The sequence below is a fragment of the Novosphingobium pokkalii genome, assembly GCF_014652855.1.
Classification (GTDB): Bacteria; Pseudomonadota; Alphaproteobacteria; order Sphingomonadales; family Sphingomonadaceae; genus Novosphingobium; species Novosphingobium pokkalii.
The window spans coordinates 54,075-69,831 of record NZ_BMZP01000020.1; the positions used below are offsets into that span (position 1 = coordinate 54,075).

The 15,757-nt window shown below is 62.6% G+C and carries 19 protein-coding genes and 1 other annotated feature; of the genes, 17 read left to right on the forward strand and 2 right to left on the reverse strand.

Going from position 1 to position 15,757, the window contains the following annotated elements; genetic code table 11:
- Positions 1–132 precede the first annotated feature (132 nt).
- The 4 genes from IE191_RS17475 (at position 133) to IE191_RS17490 (ending at position 3,675) form a co-directional block, all read left to right on the forward strand.
- On the forward strand, positions 133–441 hold the full coding sequence (locus IE191_RS17475) for a type II toxin -antitoxin system TacA 1-like antitoxin (RefSeq protein ID WP_191325664.1): 309 nt from the start codon (positions 133–135) through the stop codon (positions 439–441).
- A complete protein-coding gene (locus tag IE191_RS17480; RefSeq protein ID WP_191325665.1) occupies positions 431–982 on the forward strand; it encodes a GNAT family N-acetyltransferase in 552 nt (183 codons plus the stop codon). The genes IE191_RS17475 and IE191_RS17480 overlap by 11 nt, the downstream gene beginning before the upstream one ends.
- Before the next feature lie 227 nt (positions 983–1,209).
- Positions 1,210–2,411, forward strand: a protein-coding gene (locus IE191_RS17485; protein ID WP_373299328.1) for an IS3 family transposase whose coding sequence is annotated in 2 segments (ribosomal slippage) — positions 1,210–1,498 and positions 1,498–2,411 — 1,203 coding nt in all. Because the reading frame shifts where the segments join, the coding sequence is not laid out codon by codon here.
- Positions 1,491–1,613, forward strand: a sequence feature (AL1L pseudoknot). Its footprint overlaps the gene before it by 123 nt.
- Positions 2,412–3,291: 880 nt before the next feature.
- Positions 3,292–3,675, forward strand: coding sequence for a lytic transglycosylase domain-containing protein (locus IE191_RS17490; RefSeq protein WP_191325667.1), 384 nt, complete (start codon positions 3,292–3,294; stop codon positions 3,673–3,675).
- Positions 3,676–3,760: 85 nt separating this feature from the next.
- Here the strand turns inward: IE191_RS17490 and IE191_RS17495 are convergent, their stop codons facing one another.
- On the reverse strand, positions 3,761–4,267 hold the full coding sequence (locus IE191_RS17495; protein ID WP_229815583.1) for a helix-turn-helix domain-containing protein: 507 nt from the start codon (positions 4,265–4,267) through the stop codon (positions 3,761–3,763).
- An 87-nt stretch (positions 4,268–4,354) separates the two neighbouring features.
- Entirely contained in the window at positions 4,355–4,744 is a 390-nt protein-coding gene (locus IE191_RS21160; protein WP_229815585.1) for a hypothetical protein, read from the reverse strand.
- A 295-nt stretch (positions 4,745–5,039) separates the two neighbouring features.
- Here IE191_RS21160 and IE191_RS17505 point away from each other — a divergent pair, with 295 nt between their 5' ends.
- The 13 genes from IE191_RS17505 to traU all read left to right on the forward strand — a co-directional run bounded on the left by IE191_RS17505 (position 5,040) and on the right by traU (position 15,754).
- Positions 5,040–5,363, forward strand: coding sequence for a hypothetical protein (locus IE191_RS17505; protein ID WP_191325668.1), 324 nt, complete (start codon positions 5,040–5,042; stop codon positions 5,361–5,363).
- A 92-nt stretch (positions 5,364–5,455) separates the two neighbouring features.
- Positions 5,456–5,740, forward strand: coding sequence for a type IV conjugative transfer system protein TraL (gene traL / locus IE191_RS17510; protein ID WP_008065174.1), 285 nt, complete (start codon positions 5,456–5,458; stop codon positions 5,738–5,740).
- A gap of 1 nt (position 5,741) precedes the next feature.
- Complete coding sequence (locus IE191_RS17515; RefSeq protein WP_191325669.1) at positions 5,742–6,305, forward strand: type IV conjugative transfer system protein TraE; 564 nt, start codon at positions 5,742–5,744, stop codon at positions 6,303–6,305.
- Between the two features lie 41 nt (positions 6,306–6,346).
- Complete coding sequence (locus tag IE191_RS17520) at positions 6,347–7,144, forward strand: type-F conjugative transfer system secretin TraK (protein ID WP_191325670.1); 798 nt, start codon at positions 6,347–6,349, stop codon at positions 7,142–7,144.
- A complete protein-coding gene (locus IE191_RS17525) occupies positions 7,141–8,493 on the forward strand; it encodes a TraB/TrbI/VirB10 family type IV secretion system protein (RefSeq protein WP_191325671.1) in 1,353 nt (450 codons plus the stop codon). The genes IE191_RS17520 and IE191_RS17525 overlap by 4 nt, the downstream gene beginning before the upstream one ends.
- A 50-nt stretch (positions 8,494–8,543) precedes the next feature.
- Complete coding sequence (locus IE191_RS17530) at positions 8,544–9,380, forward strand: DsbC family protein (protein ID WP_191325700.1); 837 nt, start codon at positions 8,544–8,546, stop codon at positions 9,378–9,380.
- 3 nt (positions 9,381–9,383) lie between these two features.
- On the forward strand, positions 9,384–10,067 hold the full coding sequence (locus IE191_RS17535) for a hypothetical protein (protein WP_191325672.1): 684 nt from the start codon (positions 9,384–9,386) through the stop codon (positions 10,065–10,067).
- A 6-nt stretch (positions 10,068–10,073) separates the two neighbouring features.
- Positions 10,074–12,620 carry a type IV secretion system protein TraC gene (gene traC / locus IE191_RS17540; RefSeq protein ID WP_191325673.1) on the forward strand — a complete coding sequence of 849 codons (2,547 nt, stop codon included), beginning with the start codon at positions 10,074–10,076 and terminating at the stop codon, positions 12,618–12,620.
- Complete coding sequence (locus IE191_RS17545) at positions 12,617–12,967, forward strand: hypothetical protein (protein WP_191325674.1); 351 nt, start codon at positions 12,617–12,619, stop codon at positions 12,965–12,967. The genes traC and IE191_RS17545 overlap by 4 nt, the downstream gene beginning before the upstream one ends.
- Positions 12,960–13,496: a TrbI F-type domain-containing protein gene (locus IE191_RS17550; protein ID WP_191325675.1), complete on the forward strand. Its 537-nt coding sequence runs from the start codon at positions 12,960–12,962 to the stop codon at positions 13,494–13,496. The genes IE191_RS17545 and IE191_RS17550 overlap by 8 nt, the downstream gene beginning before the upstream one ends.
- Complete coding sequence (locus IE191_RS17555) at positions 13,480–14,022, forward strand: S26 family signal peptidase (protein WP_191325676.1); 543 nt, start codon at positions 13,480–13,482, stop codon at positions 14,020–14,022. The genes IE191_RS17550 and IE191_RS17555 overlap by 17 nt, the downstream gene beginning before the upstream one ends.
- Positions 14,019–14,669, forward strand: a complete 651-nt coding sequence (gene traW / locus IE191_RS17560) for a type-F conjugative transfer system protein TraW (protein WP_191325677.1) — start codon at positions 14,019–14,021, stop codon at positions 14,667–14,669. Before IE191_RS17555 ends, traW begins: the two co-directional genes overlap by 4 nt.
- A 101-nt stretch (positions 14,670–14,770) precedes the next feature.
- On the forward strand, positions 14,771–15,754 hold the full coding sequence (gene traU, locus IE191_RS17565) for a conjugal transfer pilus assembly protein TraU (protein WP_191325701.1): 984 nt from the start codon (positions 14,771–14,773) through the stop codon (positions 15,752–15,754).
- The last annotated feature ends 3 nt before the right edge of the window (positions 15,755–15,757 follow it).

The window sequence follows — 15,757 nt, forward strand, 5'->3', positions numbered from 1 at the left end:
GACGGCTTACAATGACGAATCTCGAGTCGCTGAGCGACCACTTTCGAGGCGAAAGTCCCTACCCCGTGCCCTCTAAGCAAAATTGACACAACCGGCGTTCTACCGTACATAATCCATCAAAGGAGACTCGGCATGTTCGCTCTTGAACCGATCGCCGCGACGCCCGGCAGGATGGAGGCGCGCAAGGAATTGCGGATGCACCGTGCGGACGAGGCGCGCATTCGGGCTGCGGCTGCGGCAACCGGCCTGCAGGAAGCCGACTTTATTCGTCAGGCTGCATTGCTAAGGGCGCAGGAAGTCGAGCAACGTATGGCTTTGTCCATCCTGCCGGAGGAGGCCTTTGAAGCGTTCAAAGCCGCAGTTGAAGCCCCAGGCAAGGTTGCGCCCGGATTGGCTCAGGCGATGAAGGCATCTAAGGGCGTGCTCAAGGATGCAGGCTGACGCGTCGACGGAAGCTGTCTCGCTGATCATCGCAAAATTTGACAAGGCGCTGCATGATCGCAGCGCCTTTTCCTGCGGTTTTGCGCCCATAGACAATTTTCTGAAATCATCCCTATCCGATCAGGTGCGGGACGGCATGGTGACGGCATGGCTCGCGACAGCCGAGGGCGATCGCGCAGTGCTGGGCTTCTACACGCTTGGGGCCATGGCGGTTCGCGCAAATCTTGGCCCTAAGGCCTGGCAACGCGCACGGGTGCCAGACATCCCTGTGATCTATATCCGCGCTGTGGCTGTACATGAGAGCCTGCACGGCAAAGGCATCGGCACGGCACTGGTCGTAGATGCCATCAAGCGTTGCGCTGCCATTGCCGAGCAGATGGGTGCCGCAGCTGTTGTCCTTGATGTGCTCAAGGATGAGCATTTTGACCGGCGCTGGAAATTTTACGCCGATCTGGGCTTCCTTCCGCTGCTGGATCCTGACAACCCTCACCGGGTCTACATGTCCATGGCAGACATCCGCGCAACACTGGCCCATGCGTGAAGTCACAGAAAATTGAAGAAGACATGTTGCGCGCGTCCGAGCTTGGCCATTGAACAGCCGGGCCTTGCTAGACTTGCAAAACCTGTATGAATTCGCATGATGCCTAAGCGATAACCGAACCTGGCCCATCCATGGAATTGGGCAATGACACTAAGATTGCTTCTAGCCAGCGCCTGAACCGCGCCGGCTTTTCCGGAGGCTCCTATTTGTGAGAAGGAGCTTTCGTTATGAGCAAGACCCGGAACAAGTTTTCGCCTGAAGTCCGCGAACGCGCGGTGCGCATGGTTGGCGAGCATCGCGCCGATTACGGCTCGGAGTGGGAGGCGATGACCTCGATCGCTGGCAAGATTGGCTGCACGGCCGAGACGCTGCGCCGCTGGTGCCGTGAGGAGGCGAGCCGACGAACGGCACCAGCGGCGCAGGCCGCCGATGATAAGGCTCGGCTCAAGCTGTTGGAACGCGAGGTCAAGGAATTGCGCCGCGCCAACGAGATCTTGCGCAAGGCTTCGGCATATTTTGCGCAGGCGGAGCTCGACCGCCAAGGCAAATGGTGATGTCGTTTATCGATGCGCACCGCGAGGAACTGGCAATCGCCCCGTCCTCCTACCATGAACATGCCCGGCGCTTGGCCGATCCCGGCAGGCGCCCCGCGCGTGCCCGCCGTGATGACGAGATCAAGGCGCAGATCAAGCGCGTCCACGAGGCCAGTTCCGGGCTCTACGGAGCGCGCAAGGTCTGGCACCAGTTGCTGCGCGATGGCGTGGCTGTTGCCCGGTGCACTGTGGAGCGCTTGATGGCAGCCATGGGTCTGGCGGGTGTCCGGCGTGGCAAGACGACGATCACCACGCACAGCAATCCGAAAACCCCGTGCCCGCTGGATAAGGTCAATCGCGAATTTCGCGTTGAACGGCCCAACGCATTGTGGGTGGTTGATTTTACCTACGTGCACACCTGGGCCGGCTTCGTCTACGTGGCCTTCGTGATCGACGCCTATGCCCGCCGGATCGTGGGCTGGAAGGTCAGCACCTCGGCTCCCGCCGGCTTCGTCTTGGATGCCTTGGAACAGGCGATCCATGCCCGCAGGCCGGGGCCGGAAGATGGCCTGATCCACCACAGCGACAGGGGTGTTCAATACCTTGCCATGAACTATACCCAGCGCCTGGCCGAGGCCAACCTCGTGCCATCGGTCGGCAGCATCGGCGACAGTTATGACAACGCCCTGGCCGAGACGATCAATGGCCTCTACAAAACCGAGGTCATCTGGCGCCAGAGGTCATGGCCAAGCGCATCGGCAGTCGAGATGGCTACCCTGCGCTGGGTCGACTGGTACAACAATCAGCGCCTTTTCGGCCCCATCGGCTACATCCCACCCGCCGAGGCCGAGGCAAATTACTATGCAGCCAGAGAGACCCTCGATATGGTTGCATGACTCAATTGAAAATGCCTCCGGGAAAGCCGGGGCGGTTCAGGTGCCGGACGACTGGTTGCTGCAACCTCTCCGCCCACTGCTCGGCGACCTCTTCAGTTGACCCGGCAGTCAACGACCTTGCGCTCAAACCAGGGGCACTGGGTTGTCGCTTTCGGTTGGTGCAGGCAGTGATCACGAGTGTCAAAATCAATCTCAGCTACTTGATTGGCGCATTTTTCTTTAACGTGGCATGTCTAGAAAGGCCACATAAATGACAGCCACGGCGTCCGATTTCTCCACAAAAATGCAGAGCTACGCGTCGACGGCGTGATGGCATGGCCATCATATAAGTTGGCATCTGGTGCCGAGGTCGATCGCGTGAACATCGCCCCCGGCGAGGAGATATCTCAGCCCATGCTTGCAAAAGCTGAGCGGACTTGCATGATAGGCGGGCGATAACCGAACCCGCCCCCTTCAATGGGATTGGGTAATGATTTTCAGATTTCTGCTGGCCGGCACTCTGTCGATGGCCATAGCTCCCGTAGCCTATGCTCAGCGGGTGAACTTACAGGCATTCAGCCCTGCGAACGGTGATCTGATACCGTTTGTAATTCGAGTGACAGGATCATTCGCCGGAGACGCGCGGTCCAAACCCGAAGATTTCGGTGGATTGGCGGGCGATTTCGAAGTGCTCAGGTTGAAGATTCCCTTGGCTCAGGCTGATACCAGAGCGCACCACGTCCGGGCGTTAACCCTGAAAACCAACAGGGATAGGCCCGCCTTCCCCCGATCGCCTGTCGATACTACGCTTCAACAAAGCCAATGCGAAGACAGGCCCTACGTTCCCAGCCCTCACCTCTCGCGAGAAGCCGAGCGACGCCGCGCCATATGGTATCCAGCCATGGCTCAGGCCGCTTGCGAAGCAGAAGTGCCTGTCCATCTCTTCGACGCCCTCATCATCCAGGAAAGTCGATACAACCCGGTGGCCGTCAGCCCAAAGGGCGCAACAGGTCTCACACAGCTCATGCCCACCAGCGCCCGTATCCTTGGCGTGCACAACATCCTTGACCCGCGCGAGAACATGCGTGGTGGTGCGCGCTATCTACGTGCCTTGCTTGATGAATTCGGCCGCTTCGATCTGGCTCTGGCCGCCTATAATGCTGGAGCAGGCCGCGTGCGTGCGACGGGCCGGGTGCCCCGCATCACTGAGACCATCCATTACGTCTCGAGCATTCTGGTGACAATGCAAAGGCAGCTTTCCGCGCCCATGCCACTCAGGGAATAGCTCTGTCACCCCTCATTTCGTTGCGACTGCTGGCGACCCGAAGGGAATGCAGCCGTTTGCCCTTGCTGTGCGGGCCGAGGGGGTTTCAGAGCGTGGGGAGTTTCACGAACTCATCACGGCGCTGCCTGATCTGCTTCTGGTTGGTGACCAGTATCTCAGCGAGCCATGTCGTGAACTTCTCTTCGGCCGCCTCTGACAAAGGCTCCATCGGAAAATCCGCGCTGGCATCTACCTTCTTAAAAACGGGTGCCAGCATCCGGATGAGGATCTCCAGCACGGGCTCGTCATAGGCACTCCAATCACCGATTACCTCAATGGCCATGACTGCCTTTGCGGCATCAATCCCGACGATAGCCGATAGCCGCTTGAGATCGACGAGGCGTAAAGGCTTCTGGCCGTCAAGCAGACGACCAAGCTGGCGGCGGCTCATCCCCGCCAATGAAGCGATTTCTGCCAATGACCGGCCATCGCGGTTAATTCGGTCCCGCAGCAAGGCGCAATGGCTCCCGGAAACCGGCGCGTCCGATAACACGGCGGCACCTTCTTGGGATACTAAAGTATAGTCAGTGGTTGGAGTGATGGGTTCAGTCATAATACTCCTCGGCGCGCTGCGGCGTTAACCAATACCGGCGCGGGAGGGTGACCTTTGTCAAGTTTCAGGCAAAGTCGTTGCTTTGGCTCAAAGACCCTCGTTGAGCACATGGGCACAAGCGTTGATCGCCTCGATCACGCTGACCGATCGCCCGAGCTTACGGCCCGCATCGTCGCGAAAATCACGCAGCCGATCATTGATCCTGGAATCGATCCGGATGTTGATCGCGACCTCGCCAACCAGCGAATCGTGGTGACATATGGCATCCAAGTCACTCAAAGGTATATGGAATATCTCGCGCCTTGATGAGGAGAGCACCGTGGTCAGCAGGCGTCTGGGAGAGCAAAGCTCAAGCTCGCGCGAGGAGAGATTGTGCAGCGCCGAGCTGAGCGCCCGGAACGCCGCCGGGCTCATCTTCAAGCGATGCGCGGTCTGGGATCGCGGCTGATGACTATCCCCTGTCTGATCCTCTTTCATTGACAGCCCCCATGTCAAACTCCTGTTTCCTCAAGATTTCAGCCCAAAGATGGGCGCTTTGCGCCCATTGATGTGCCAGTTCGAAACGGGCCCAGCTTCGTTTGCGCCCAATGCTGGGCGCTTGCGAAACCCCCTGTGGGCCGAATCAGTTCGAGCATAGGTCAGGACGCAGAAATTTACTTGATTTAGCGCCAATTTGGCGGGAGCCGACTTGTCGGTGAGTCCCCGTCTGGCGGAGCCTTCGGTTCGGCACAGGAAAGAAATCATTCCTGGCCCTCTCGAAAGGACTTACCCCATGACGTCCCTTGCTCTGCCAGCGCCCAAACGCGCCTCGATCCCGCCCTATCTCGGCGTCGCTGTGGTGGCGGCCGCCATACTCGGCCCGGGCGCCGCCTTTGCCGGCACCGACACCTCGTTCAACACAGCGCTGACGCAGTTCACCAACTTCCTGTCCGGTTCGGGCGGCAAGGTGATCACTGTGCTGAGCCTGGCTGGCGGCATCGTCGGCCTGGCCTCCGGCCGCTTCTCGCTGGCGCAGGTTGCCGTGCCGGTCGGCACGGGCGTTGCTGCCGGCACCGGCGTGCCGATCGTCACTGCGATGGTCACCGCAACCATCTGACGAGAAGGCCGGCTGCGCGGGAACCTTGCCCCTCCCAAAACCTCGCTCAGACCGGCCCGATCCCCCACAAACTCTTGTGACGGCGGGCAGCGATGGAACGCTATGCGATACCCAAACATCTGGATGATCCCGAACTCATCGGGTTCTGGACGCTGGATGAGTTCCTGGTGATGGTCACCCCCTTCATCTGGGGCATTCTGGCTTCGCATATCGTCATCGGGCTGGTGTTCTCCACCGTGGCCTGGTTCGGTTATCGCAAACTCCGCGCCGGACGCTCGATGGCTTGGATCCTGCATTTTGGATACTGGCACCTTCCTGGCGAGTTTTTCGCCATGAAAAGCTTCCCGCCGTCCCATCTTCGCGTGCTGGCGGGCTGAGATGGACATCGATCTCGCCCACGACAAATCGCAAGGCATCCTGCGCCAGCGCAACGGCCTCGCGCTGCTCTCGCTGGTTCTCGGCCTCATTGCGGTCGGCAGCGTGGTCTCTGCCGGCCACAAGGATCGCGAGGTCGTGCTGGTGCCGACCCTACGCACACCGCTCACGCTGACCAGCGCCAAGGTCTCGCCCGACTATCTTGAGATGGTGACCCGCGATGTGGCGATGGTCGCCCTCAACCGCTCTCCCCAAAGCCTGACCTACTGGATGGACTCCATCCTCGAGGTGACTGACGATCAGGCCCGCGGCGAGGTTAAGAAGGCGCTGATGAAGGTGGTGGCCGAGCAGCAGGGCTCGCAGATCACCCAATTTTTCACGCCCGATGCGATGCGGGTCGATCCCGACACGCTGACCAGCACGGTCGGCGGCACGCTGCATACCGTCGTCGCCTCCAAAGAGGTGACTTCCGAGCATCGCACCTTCCGCTTCACCTGGACCTACAACGGCGTCTCCCTGAAGCTCAAAGGCTTCGGGATGATCGCCAAGCCGGAGGAAACGCCATGAGTGGCCCATTCCCCGGCACCATCCCACAAGGGTTTTCCTTCATGGCCATTCTGGAATTGTCGGCAGGGGCAAGCCTTGCCCCGCGCCTTTGGTGGGCTGAGCGCGCCCTTGGCCTCGCCCTGATCGGCGTAGGCCTTGCGAGTGCGGCGCCCGCTTATGCCGACCAGACACTGCTGGTGGCCGACAATGGCACGGTCCATTGCGAGGCCTCGGCCAAAGATCTGACCCGCATTTCGCTTAAAGGTGACCAGTTCGCCTCGGTCTCCAAGGTGCAGGCGGCCAATCCGGCCGACGATTTTCAGGTGGTCAACGAGCCGCTGCGCGGGGACATCTACCTTTCCGTTGCGAATGGCTTTTCCAAGCCAACAATCTCCTTCTTCGGGACGACGCGCAAAGGCTTCGTCTACAAATTCATCTGCGCCGTGGGTGGCTCGGACGCGCGGCAGGTGTTTGTCGCCAATGCCGATGTCGAGCACCCGCGCCCGGTCGGCGAACAATGGCCCGCTAGCCTCTCGGCCCAGGATGCCTCGGCCCGCCTGATTGCGGCCATGTATGCCCAAAAGCCGATCGAAGGCTTCGACATCACCTGGCGCGCGCTGGTGCCGGTCAACATCGAGACGCTCGTCGTCCAGATGGTCGGGCAATATGTGGGGGCGTCCTACACCGGCAAGCTGCTCAAGATCACCAATCGCGGCCCCAAGCCCGTAGTACTGACCGAGGACAAGGTTGCGCCTGCCGACGCCATCGCAGTGAGCATCACCAACCCGCGTCTGGCCCCCGGTGAAGCAACCACGGCCTTCATTGTCCAGCGCAGCGTTGATGCGGGAGGTCAGCCATGAGCACGTCCACCACGCAAGGCAGTCCCGCCGCAACAGCCCCCGGCACCGATGACCTCGCCCGCAATGCCGTCACTCGCCGCCGCCAGCAGGTCGCCATGTGGGGTCTGGGTGGAGTGCTGGTGATGGCGGGCATGTGGTGGATTCTTGCCTCACCCACACCCCAGACGGGCAGCGCCGAGAAGAAGGACGATCCCAAGGCGATCAAGATCTCGACCGACGACATCGTCAACCGTTCGATGGCCGACAAGGAATGGATGGCCCTCTCGGAGAACCAGCTCAACACGCAGGGCAACCAGATCAAGACGCTGCAGGGTGATTCCGTCCGCCTCGACCAGCTCCAGAAACAGATCGAGGATCTGCAGGGCCAGAACCAGGCGCTCAAAACCGATGGATCGAAGGTTCTCTCGGCCTATCAGACTGAGAACGACCAGCTTCGCTCGCAGATTTCCGCGCTCTCGACCCAGATGCAGCGGGCGACCGCCGGGCCAAGCGCGCTGTATGGAACGGCCGCACCACCGACTTATAAGCGGTCCTCCTCGATTCCCAGCGGGTCGCCACTGGCGCAGCCCGCAGGTGATCCGGCCCACTCAGCTATTGATCCGGCCAGCGCGCCGCGTGCGAGCGAAGTGAAGCTGCTGTCCTTCGGCGGCGATACAGGCGGGACGGGGACGCGCATGGTGCCGGGCAAAACGACCCAGTTCACCGACAGCGAGAATTATCTGCCGCCCAATTCGATCGCGACCGCCAAAGTGGTGGTCGGCGTCGATGCCACGACCAACACCAAGAGCCAGACCGATCCGCTGCCCGTGGTGCTGCGCATCACCGGGCCAGCGCGCTCGGTCTATGCTCAAGGCAAGCTGCTCAAGACCAACATCGTGGGCTGCATGGTGAATGGCGCGGCGCTCGCCGATCTCTCGTCCGAGAAGGTCTATGTGAAGCTCCAGCGCATGACCTGCCCGCAACCGGGCGGCAAGGTCGCGGTGAGCGAGGTCAAGGGCTTCATCGCCTTTGGCGGCAAGACCGGCGTGCGCGGCCGCGTGGTCAATCGCTCGGGCAATCTGGTGGGTCAGGCCTTCATCGCCGGCGTGCTGGGTGGCTTCGGGCGCGGCTTCTCGACCAATTCCTCGGCCTATCTGACTTCGCCAACGGTCAGCGTGAACGGCCAGCGCTCAACGCTTTCAACCTCGGACATCGCCCAGGGTGGACTTGGTCAGGGCGTCGCCCAGTCCGGCGATATGGTCTCCAAATATCTGATCGAGCGGGCCGAGCAGTACCAGCCCGTCGTCGAAATGCCGACCGGCCTCGATGTCGAGGTGGTCTTCCTCGACGGCGTCTTCATCCACAATTGAAGGAAACCCCTCGCGTGTCTCACCGCCAATCACTTCTGCGCCTGTTGCCCATGCTCGGGCTTGTGCTGAGCACTTTACCGACCATCGCCGAGGCCCGCGCCGCGACGGCAACGCGCGCTCGTCCTGCTCTGACGAGGGATGCGGCAGCGATGCGGGCTTTGACCCAGCGTCTTCCGCGCACCGCCGTCACCAAGGTCGATTGCGGCCAAATCCCCGGCATCTGCGAGGTGCAGGCAGGGACCAACCTCTTCTACATCGATCCCTCTGCCCGTTACCTCATCGTCGGACGGATCTATGACATGGAGACGCATCAAGATCTGACGGCCGCGCGCCTGCTCGCCATCAATCCCGATATGCTGGTCGGCGCCGCCGCGTCGGCAAAGGCGCAGGAGACCGACAGCGCGGGCCTCGCGCCATCACGTCCGCAGTCGGCATCGGGGGCCGCAGCGGCGCCGGCTCCCGCTCAAAAGGTGAGCCTTGCAAGCCTTCCAGCCAATGGAGCCATCGAATGGGGTAGTGGCAATGCCAGTGCGCCTAAAGTCACGGTCTTCAGCGACTTCCACTGCGGCTATTGCCGCGCGCTGCACCAGACCCTCAAGGCCATGGGTGTTCGCGTTACCGAGCGGCCGATCTCGATCCTCGGCACGCGGGCGATTTCAGAAGCCGTGATCTGCTCCGAGGACAAGGCTGCTGCGGTGGAGCGGGCCTATGGCGATCAGGAGGTCGCGAAACGCGCCTGCGACACCAGCGGCCTCGATGCCAACGAGGCCTTCGCCCGTGCCCATGGTTTCACCGGCACGCCGGTGCTGGTCCGTGAGGATGGCGCTGTGTTGCTGGGTTTCCGCCCGCGTGAATTCCTCGAAAGCTGGCTCAAGGGGGGCGCCTGACCCATGCGCACGTCCCTGATCTTCGCCGCGCTCGGCCTGATGCCGCTGGCCGGTTGTTCGATGTTCCACTCGAACGTCAAAGGCGGCTTCGTGTGCAGCGCACCGCGCGGCACATGCGCGCCATCGACCACCATTGATGACAGCGCCATCCACGCAATCGACGCCGGGGCGGATACCAAAAACGCCCCCACGCCCGATGGCGAGACCATTGCCAGCGGGACTCAGGCATCCACCAATCCCAAGGAGAAGAAGGCATGGACCTTTGTCGGCCCAGCTCGGCCGGTGCTCAAAATTGTCTATTTGCCGTGGCGCGATGGTTCGGGCCGCCTCCACCCCCGCACCACCGGTTTTGTCCCCGTCGACGCCCCCCATCTTGCCGAGGTGTCCAGCGCTCCGATCGACGCGAAAGCCATGGGCACAGGCACCGACATGAGCCTGCTCTCCCTCGCGGAAATGGCCCCAGATATGGCGCTGATGGATCCGTCACCCAAGCCAACGATGCCGGCAAAGCCCAAGGCAGACGCCGCCGCTCCGATCGCTCCGGGCGATCCCGTCGCGGTGATCAAGGACAAGGTGAAGGCAATCCTGAACCAGCCCCAAGTGCAGCCCGGCACGCCAAAGCCTCCGGCCTCCCAGCCAACGCAAGCGAAGACCAACGCGGCGACCTTCCCGCCGCAGGGGAACTGACGCGCCATGCTCGCCCGGCTCATCGAACTTGTCACCGGCGACAGTGAGGCGCCCGAACATCGCGCGGAAACGCGCGATGTGCCCATGCTCGCCAGCTTCCTCGGATATCGCGCCTATGCGGCAGAGACGCAGATCTTCCATCTTACCCGCTCCAAGGGCTTCATCCTCGAACTGGCCCCGCTGATCGGCGCGGACGAGCGCATCGGCGACATCCTGACCTCGATCATCTCTGATGTGCTGGTGGCCGGCTGCGAATTCCAGATCATCAATTATGCCAGCCCCCGCATCGCCGAAAAGCTGCAAGAGTGGGCCTTGCCCCGCGTCCGCGCCGGTGCGGTCTTCAACAAGCTGGCGCGCTATCGGCTCGATCTGCTGCGCGGCGGCGCCTGGGCATCGCTTGCCACCGATGGCCCTTTCCATCTGCGCCAATTCCGCGTGCTCTTTGCCGTGGGGGTTGGCGCGGGATCGGGCGTTGATGCCGAGACACTGCTTGGCATCCGCGACGGGATCACCTCGGCGCTCGACTCGATCAACGTCAAGACGCGGATCTTCAGCCCAACCGAACTCATCCGTTTCATCGACGACGTGGTCTGCCCTGCGACGGGCGCGGGCGATGATGCGCCCGATTACAGCCCCTTCGATCCGATCAACGAGCAGTGCATCCGCCGCGATCTCGTTACCCGCGTCGAGAAGGACCGGCTGATCCTCGAGGCGCCCTCGCTGCGGCCCTCAGGACTGGTGATCGATGGCGCGCCCGAGATGGCTGATATGAGCCCGCATGAGTTCGATGTGCGGACCATGTCGGTGCGTTACTTCCCCGAACGCTGGGCGCCATGGGACACGCAGAAGGTCATCGGCGACATCTTCAATCCCAAACTCTGCCTGCCGTGCCCGGTGCTCCAGTCGATTGCCGGGATCATCCCTTCGGCCGAAACCTCCGAAGCCAAGGCAGGATGGAAATTCACCCGCACCACGGCGCTGGCCGATGGCAAGGCCGCGCGGCTTGTTCCCTCCCTCAAGACCCAATCGGCTGAATGGGAGCATGTGCAGGCGCAGGTCCGTCTGGGTCAGAAACTGGTCCAGATCTATTACAGCGTCACCATGGTCTCGCCGCTTGGGCGCGGGGACGTGAATGAGCGCACCCTCAAGGCGATCTATAAGGCCGCTGGCTGGGATCTGATCGACGAGACCTATCTCCAGACCGGCGGGCTGCTGGCCTCGTTCCCGCTCACCCTGGCCGACGGGCTGTCGCGCGATCTCATGCGGATGCGCCGTTTTCGCACCGTGCTTTCGGCCAATGTGGCGGCGCTCGCTCCCGTCCAGGGCGAATACAATGGCGGGGCGATCCCTCACCTGCTGTTCATCGGGCGGCGCGGTCAGCCCCAGTTCTGGTCGCCCTTCCAGAACAATGCTGGCAACCACAATGTCGCGATCGCGGGCAAGTCCGGCTCGGGCAAATCGGTGCTGCTTCAGGATCTGACCGCGAGCCTTGCCGGGGTGAATGCCAAGACCATCGTCATCGATGATGGCCGCTCCTTCGAGCATATGGCGAAGGCCTTGGGCGGCACCTTCACCGAGTTCAAACTGTCGTCCGGCATCTCGATCAACCCGTTCCGCATGATCGACCTCGACCTTGCTGCGGGCGACGAGGACTATCTCGTCGACTGCCTTGCTATGCTCAAGGCCATCATCAGCCAGATGGCCCGCTTCGAGAACCGCCTCAACGACACCGAGCGCGGGCTGATCGATGCGGCCGTGAACAGCGTCTGGAACGAGAAAGCGCGCGAGGGCACCGTCGATGGCATCATCGCCGCGCTGCGCGCCGCCGGCCACCCCCAGGCTGACGATCTGGCGACGGCCCTGCTGCCATTTTCCGAAGCCGGCACTTATGGCCCGTTCTTCCTTGGCGACACCAATCTCGACCTCTCGGCCGATCTGACGGTTTTCGAGCTGTCGGACCTCTCTTCACGCGAAGAACTGCGCAGCGTGGTCCTGACCTCGATCATGTTCGTCGCCTCGCAGACGATGAGGAAGCTCGACCGCCAGATCCCCAAGGCGCTCATCATCGATGAGGCCTGGGCGATGCTGAAGGGCGGCGCGATGGCGGATTTCGTTGAGACCTATTCGCGCACCTGCCGCAAATATGGCGCCTCGCTCATCACCGCGACCCAGTCGATCAATGACTTCTACAAGTCGGGCGGCTCGAAGGCGGCGCTCGAAAACTCCGACTGGATGCTGGTGCTCCAGCAAAAGCCCGAGACCATCGCCGATTTCCGCAAGTCCGACCGCTTCGAGATGGACAATTTCACCGACGCGCTGCTGCGTTCCTTGAAGCGCAATGGCACGGAATATTCCGACCTGCTCATTCGCGGCCCGGACACGCAGACCGTCTGCCGCCTCGTGCTCGATCCCTTCTCGGGCACGCTCTATTCCTCGAGCCCGGCGGTCTATGCCCGGATCGAGGCCGAGGTCGCGCGCGGCGCCACCATGGCCGAGGCCATCGAATGCGTGGCTTACGGCCTTGATCGAATCTCCAAGGGAGCACGGCCATGACCTCGCGGCGCTCCGGCACCAAATCCACCTCCATCAACTGGGGCGCGGTGGCGGCCTGCGCTCTGCGCCTGACGGGCTGGTTTGCCGTCAATGTGCTGGCCGCTGCTGGCGTCCTGGCGGTGATCCTCTTTGCGATCGGCGACTTCTCGCTGCCCGTCACCATGGCGCAGCTCGCCAATCTCGCTGACCGTTATGTCGCGGCCAACGCCATCCGCCGCGACCAGTTCGACAGCCAAGTCATCATCGGCTTCTTTGCGATCCTGTTGACTGTCGCCTTCTTCCGGCGCGGCGGCTTTGCGCGGGCCTTCGAGGACACCTCCGAGAATAGGGACTCCACCCATGCATGAGGACAACCCGCTGCCGCAGGGCGAATTGCCCTTGGGGCTTGAAGCCGCACCCACACCCGCTGTCGAGCATGGCAAGCGCCCCGCGCTGCTGGCCTTCCTTGCCAGCAATCGCCGCCAGATCCTCACCATGGGACTTACCGGCGCTTGCCTGCTCTGGGGAAGCTGGACCACGCACAAGCTGCTCAGTCTCGAGCAGCGGGTGACCACCATCCGCAAGGTGGCGCTCGCGGACCTCGTGCGGGACTATGTCCAGGCCGAGGCCCGCAGCGGCGCCACACCTGACCAGATCACGGCGGAAACCAGCGCCTACATCAAGGCGCTCAACCTCGCGGTCGCCCGCCACGCGGCGCAGGGCGAAATCCTGCTCTTGAGCAACGCCGTCGTCGCCGGCGATGTCCCTGACATCACGCCCCGGGTCCGCGACGAGGTCACGGCCAGCCTGGCCAAGCCGGCCTTATCTCAGAGCCCCGCCGCCCAGATGCAGCAGTTCTTCGATGCCAAGGGAGCCGACCATGGCAGCAGCAAGTGAAGCTGCGCCAGTCGCGGCACCGCGCGCGTCGTCGTGGCGCCTCAAGCTCGGCGGCATGGCGCTGATCGGCGGCGCAGCGCTTGGCTGGTCCGCACTCAAGGACTGGCACGACCACCACGCCTTCCTCATCAACGCCAGCGAATCGCTTCCCAACTGGGCGCTGCTGGTCGAGACCGGGCGCTTTCCCGCACGTGGTGATTACGTCGTATTCGCGCCCGGCCATGATCTGCTGGTCATCAAGCATTTCGGGGCTGATCCCAAGCCCTTCGCCAAGATCACCTATGGCGTGCCGGGCGATGTCGTCACCCGCACAGGCGACGCCGTGCAGGTGAATGGCAAGACCATCGCCCACTTGAAGCCCAAGACCCATCAGGGCGAGGATCTGGTGCCCGGCCCGCTTGGCACGATCCCACCAGGCTGCATCTATGCCGGCAGCCCGCACAAGGACGGGTTCGACAGCCGCTATGCTGCGATCGGCTTCGTCTGCCGCGATCGGCTGATCGGCATCGGGACGCCGATCCTGTGAGGCGCGCCGGTCCCGCCTCGATCCTGATCTCCGTGCTGGGGATCGGCTCAGTGCCAATGATGGCGAGCGCCCGCGATTTCGGGACGTTCGGCCCGACCTGGTCGATTGCCGAGCCCGATCTGCTCGCGGTCATCAAGGCGCGCCTCGAGGCTGCGCGGCAGAACGGCAAGCTCGATGCCATGAACCAGCGCTTTGTCGAGGCGGCACAGACCAGCGTACGCCGGCCCCACGCTGTGGCAGGGATCACGCCGGCCACCAGCGACAGGCGCTGGAGCTTTGATCCCAGTGTCACGCTCTCTCAGGACATCCGCGATGCGCGCGGCATCCTGATTGCCGTACAGGGCCAGCGGTTCAATCCGCTGACCCATCTCAATCTCGCCCACAGCTTCGCCTTCATCGATGGGGATAGTGCGGCTGAACGCGAGTGGGCCATGCGCCAGGGCGCGCCGGACAAGCTCTGGATCGTGCTGGTCAAAGGCTCGCCCACCGATCTCATGAAGGCGACACAGCGACGGTTCTATTTCGACCAGATGGGCAGCCTCACGGGCAAGTTCGGTATCGCCCACACGCCCGCGCTGCTCGTCCAGCAGGGCGACCATCTCGACATCCGCGAAGTGGCGCTGCCGCAAACCGGAGAACGCCGATGAAGCGCATCCGCCCCGTCTTCTGGCAACGCTTTGGGCGTGGCCTTCGCACCGGCAAGGAAGCGCGCCGCGCACCCGGCCGCCGCAGAGGCAAATTCTGGGCGATGCTCGCCGCCAGTCTGGCGTTGGGATCGGCGCAAGTGGCGCAGGCGCAGGGCTCGCCCACCTGCCACGGCCATTTCCCCAATCCCATCACCGACATCTGCTGGGATTGCTTCTTTCCGCTCTCGATCGGCGGCTTCGACCTCTGGCCAAGCGACAAGCCTGATCCCTCAAACCCCAGCCTGCCGGTCTGCCTCTGCGGCATCCGGCCGGGCCTCTCCTTCGGCTTCTGGGAACCGGTGCGGCTGATCGATGTGACCACCAAGCCTTTCTGCTTCCCCAACCTTGGCGGGCTGACGATCAATCCGGGCATGTATGTGGGGAACGGCCATGTCTCGTCTGCCTCGCAGAAGGGCGGCAACACGCAGATGAGCGCCCAGTATCAGGCGCATTATTACGTCTACCCGCTGTTCTATCTGCTGGAGTTGCTGGGGGATTTCATCTGCTTTGAATCCGCCTCGTTCGATCTCGCCTACATGACCGAGATCGACCCGACCTGGAACGATGATACGCTGGCAGCGCTCGTCTATCCCGAGACCGTGGTCTTCGATTTTCCGCTGGCGCAGGTTGCCTGTGCTGCCGATTGCGTCGCTGCCACCGCCGCGCTGCCGCTCGACCAGCTCTTCTGGTGCGCGGGCTGCAATGGCTCGATGTACCCGATGACCGGCAACATCGGAAACAACGATACGATGGACCAGTCGATGCGGCTCGCGGCCGAGCGGATGGTTTTCAAGATGCACCGGACGGCGCTCGCTTGGGGCACGATGGGCGACTCCGGCCTCTGCGGTAAATACATCATGCCGATCATGAGGAAGCAGCAATACCGGCTGCAAATGGTCAATCCGGTCGCGGCCACCACGGGCCGCTATGCCTGCCAGCCTCCCGGTGGATCGACTGCCGTCCAGCTCAAATCGCACACCTATCCGGTGGTGGGTGAGGATGTGGGCTACCTCCTGTGGCGCAAGCGCAATTGCTGCGCGTTCTGATGG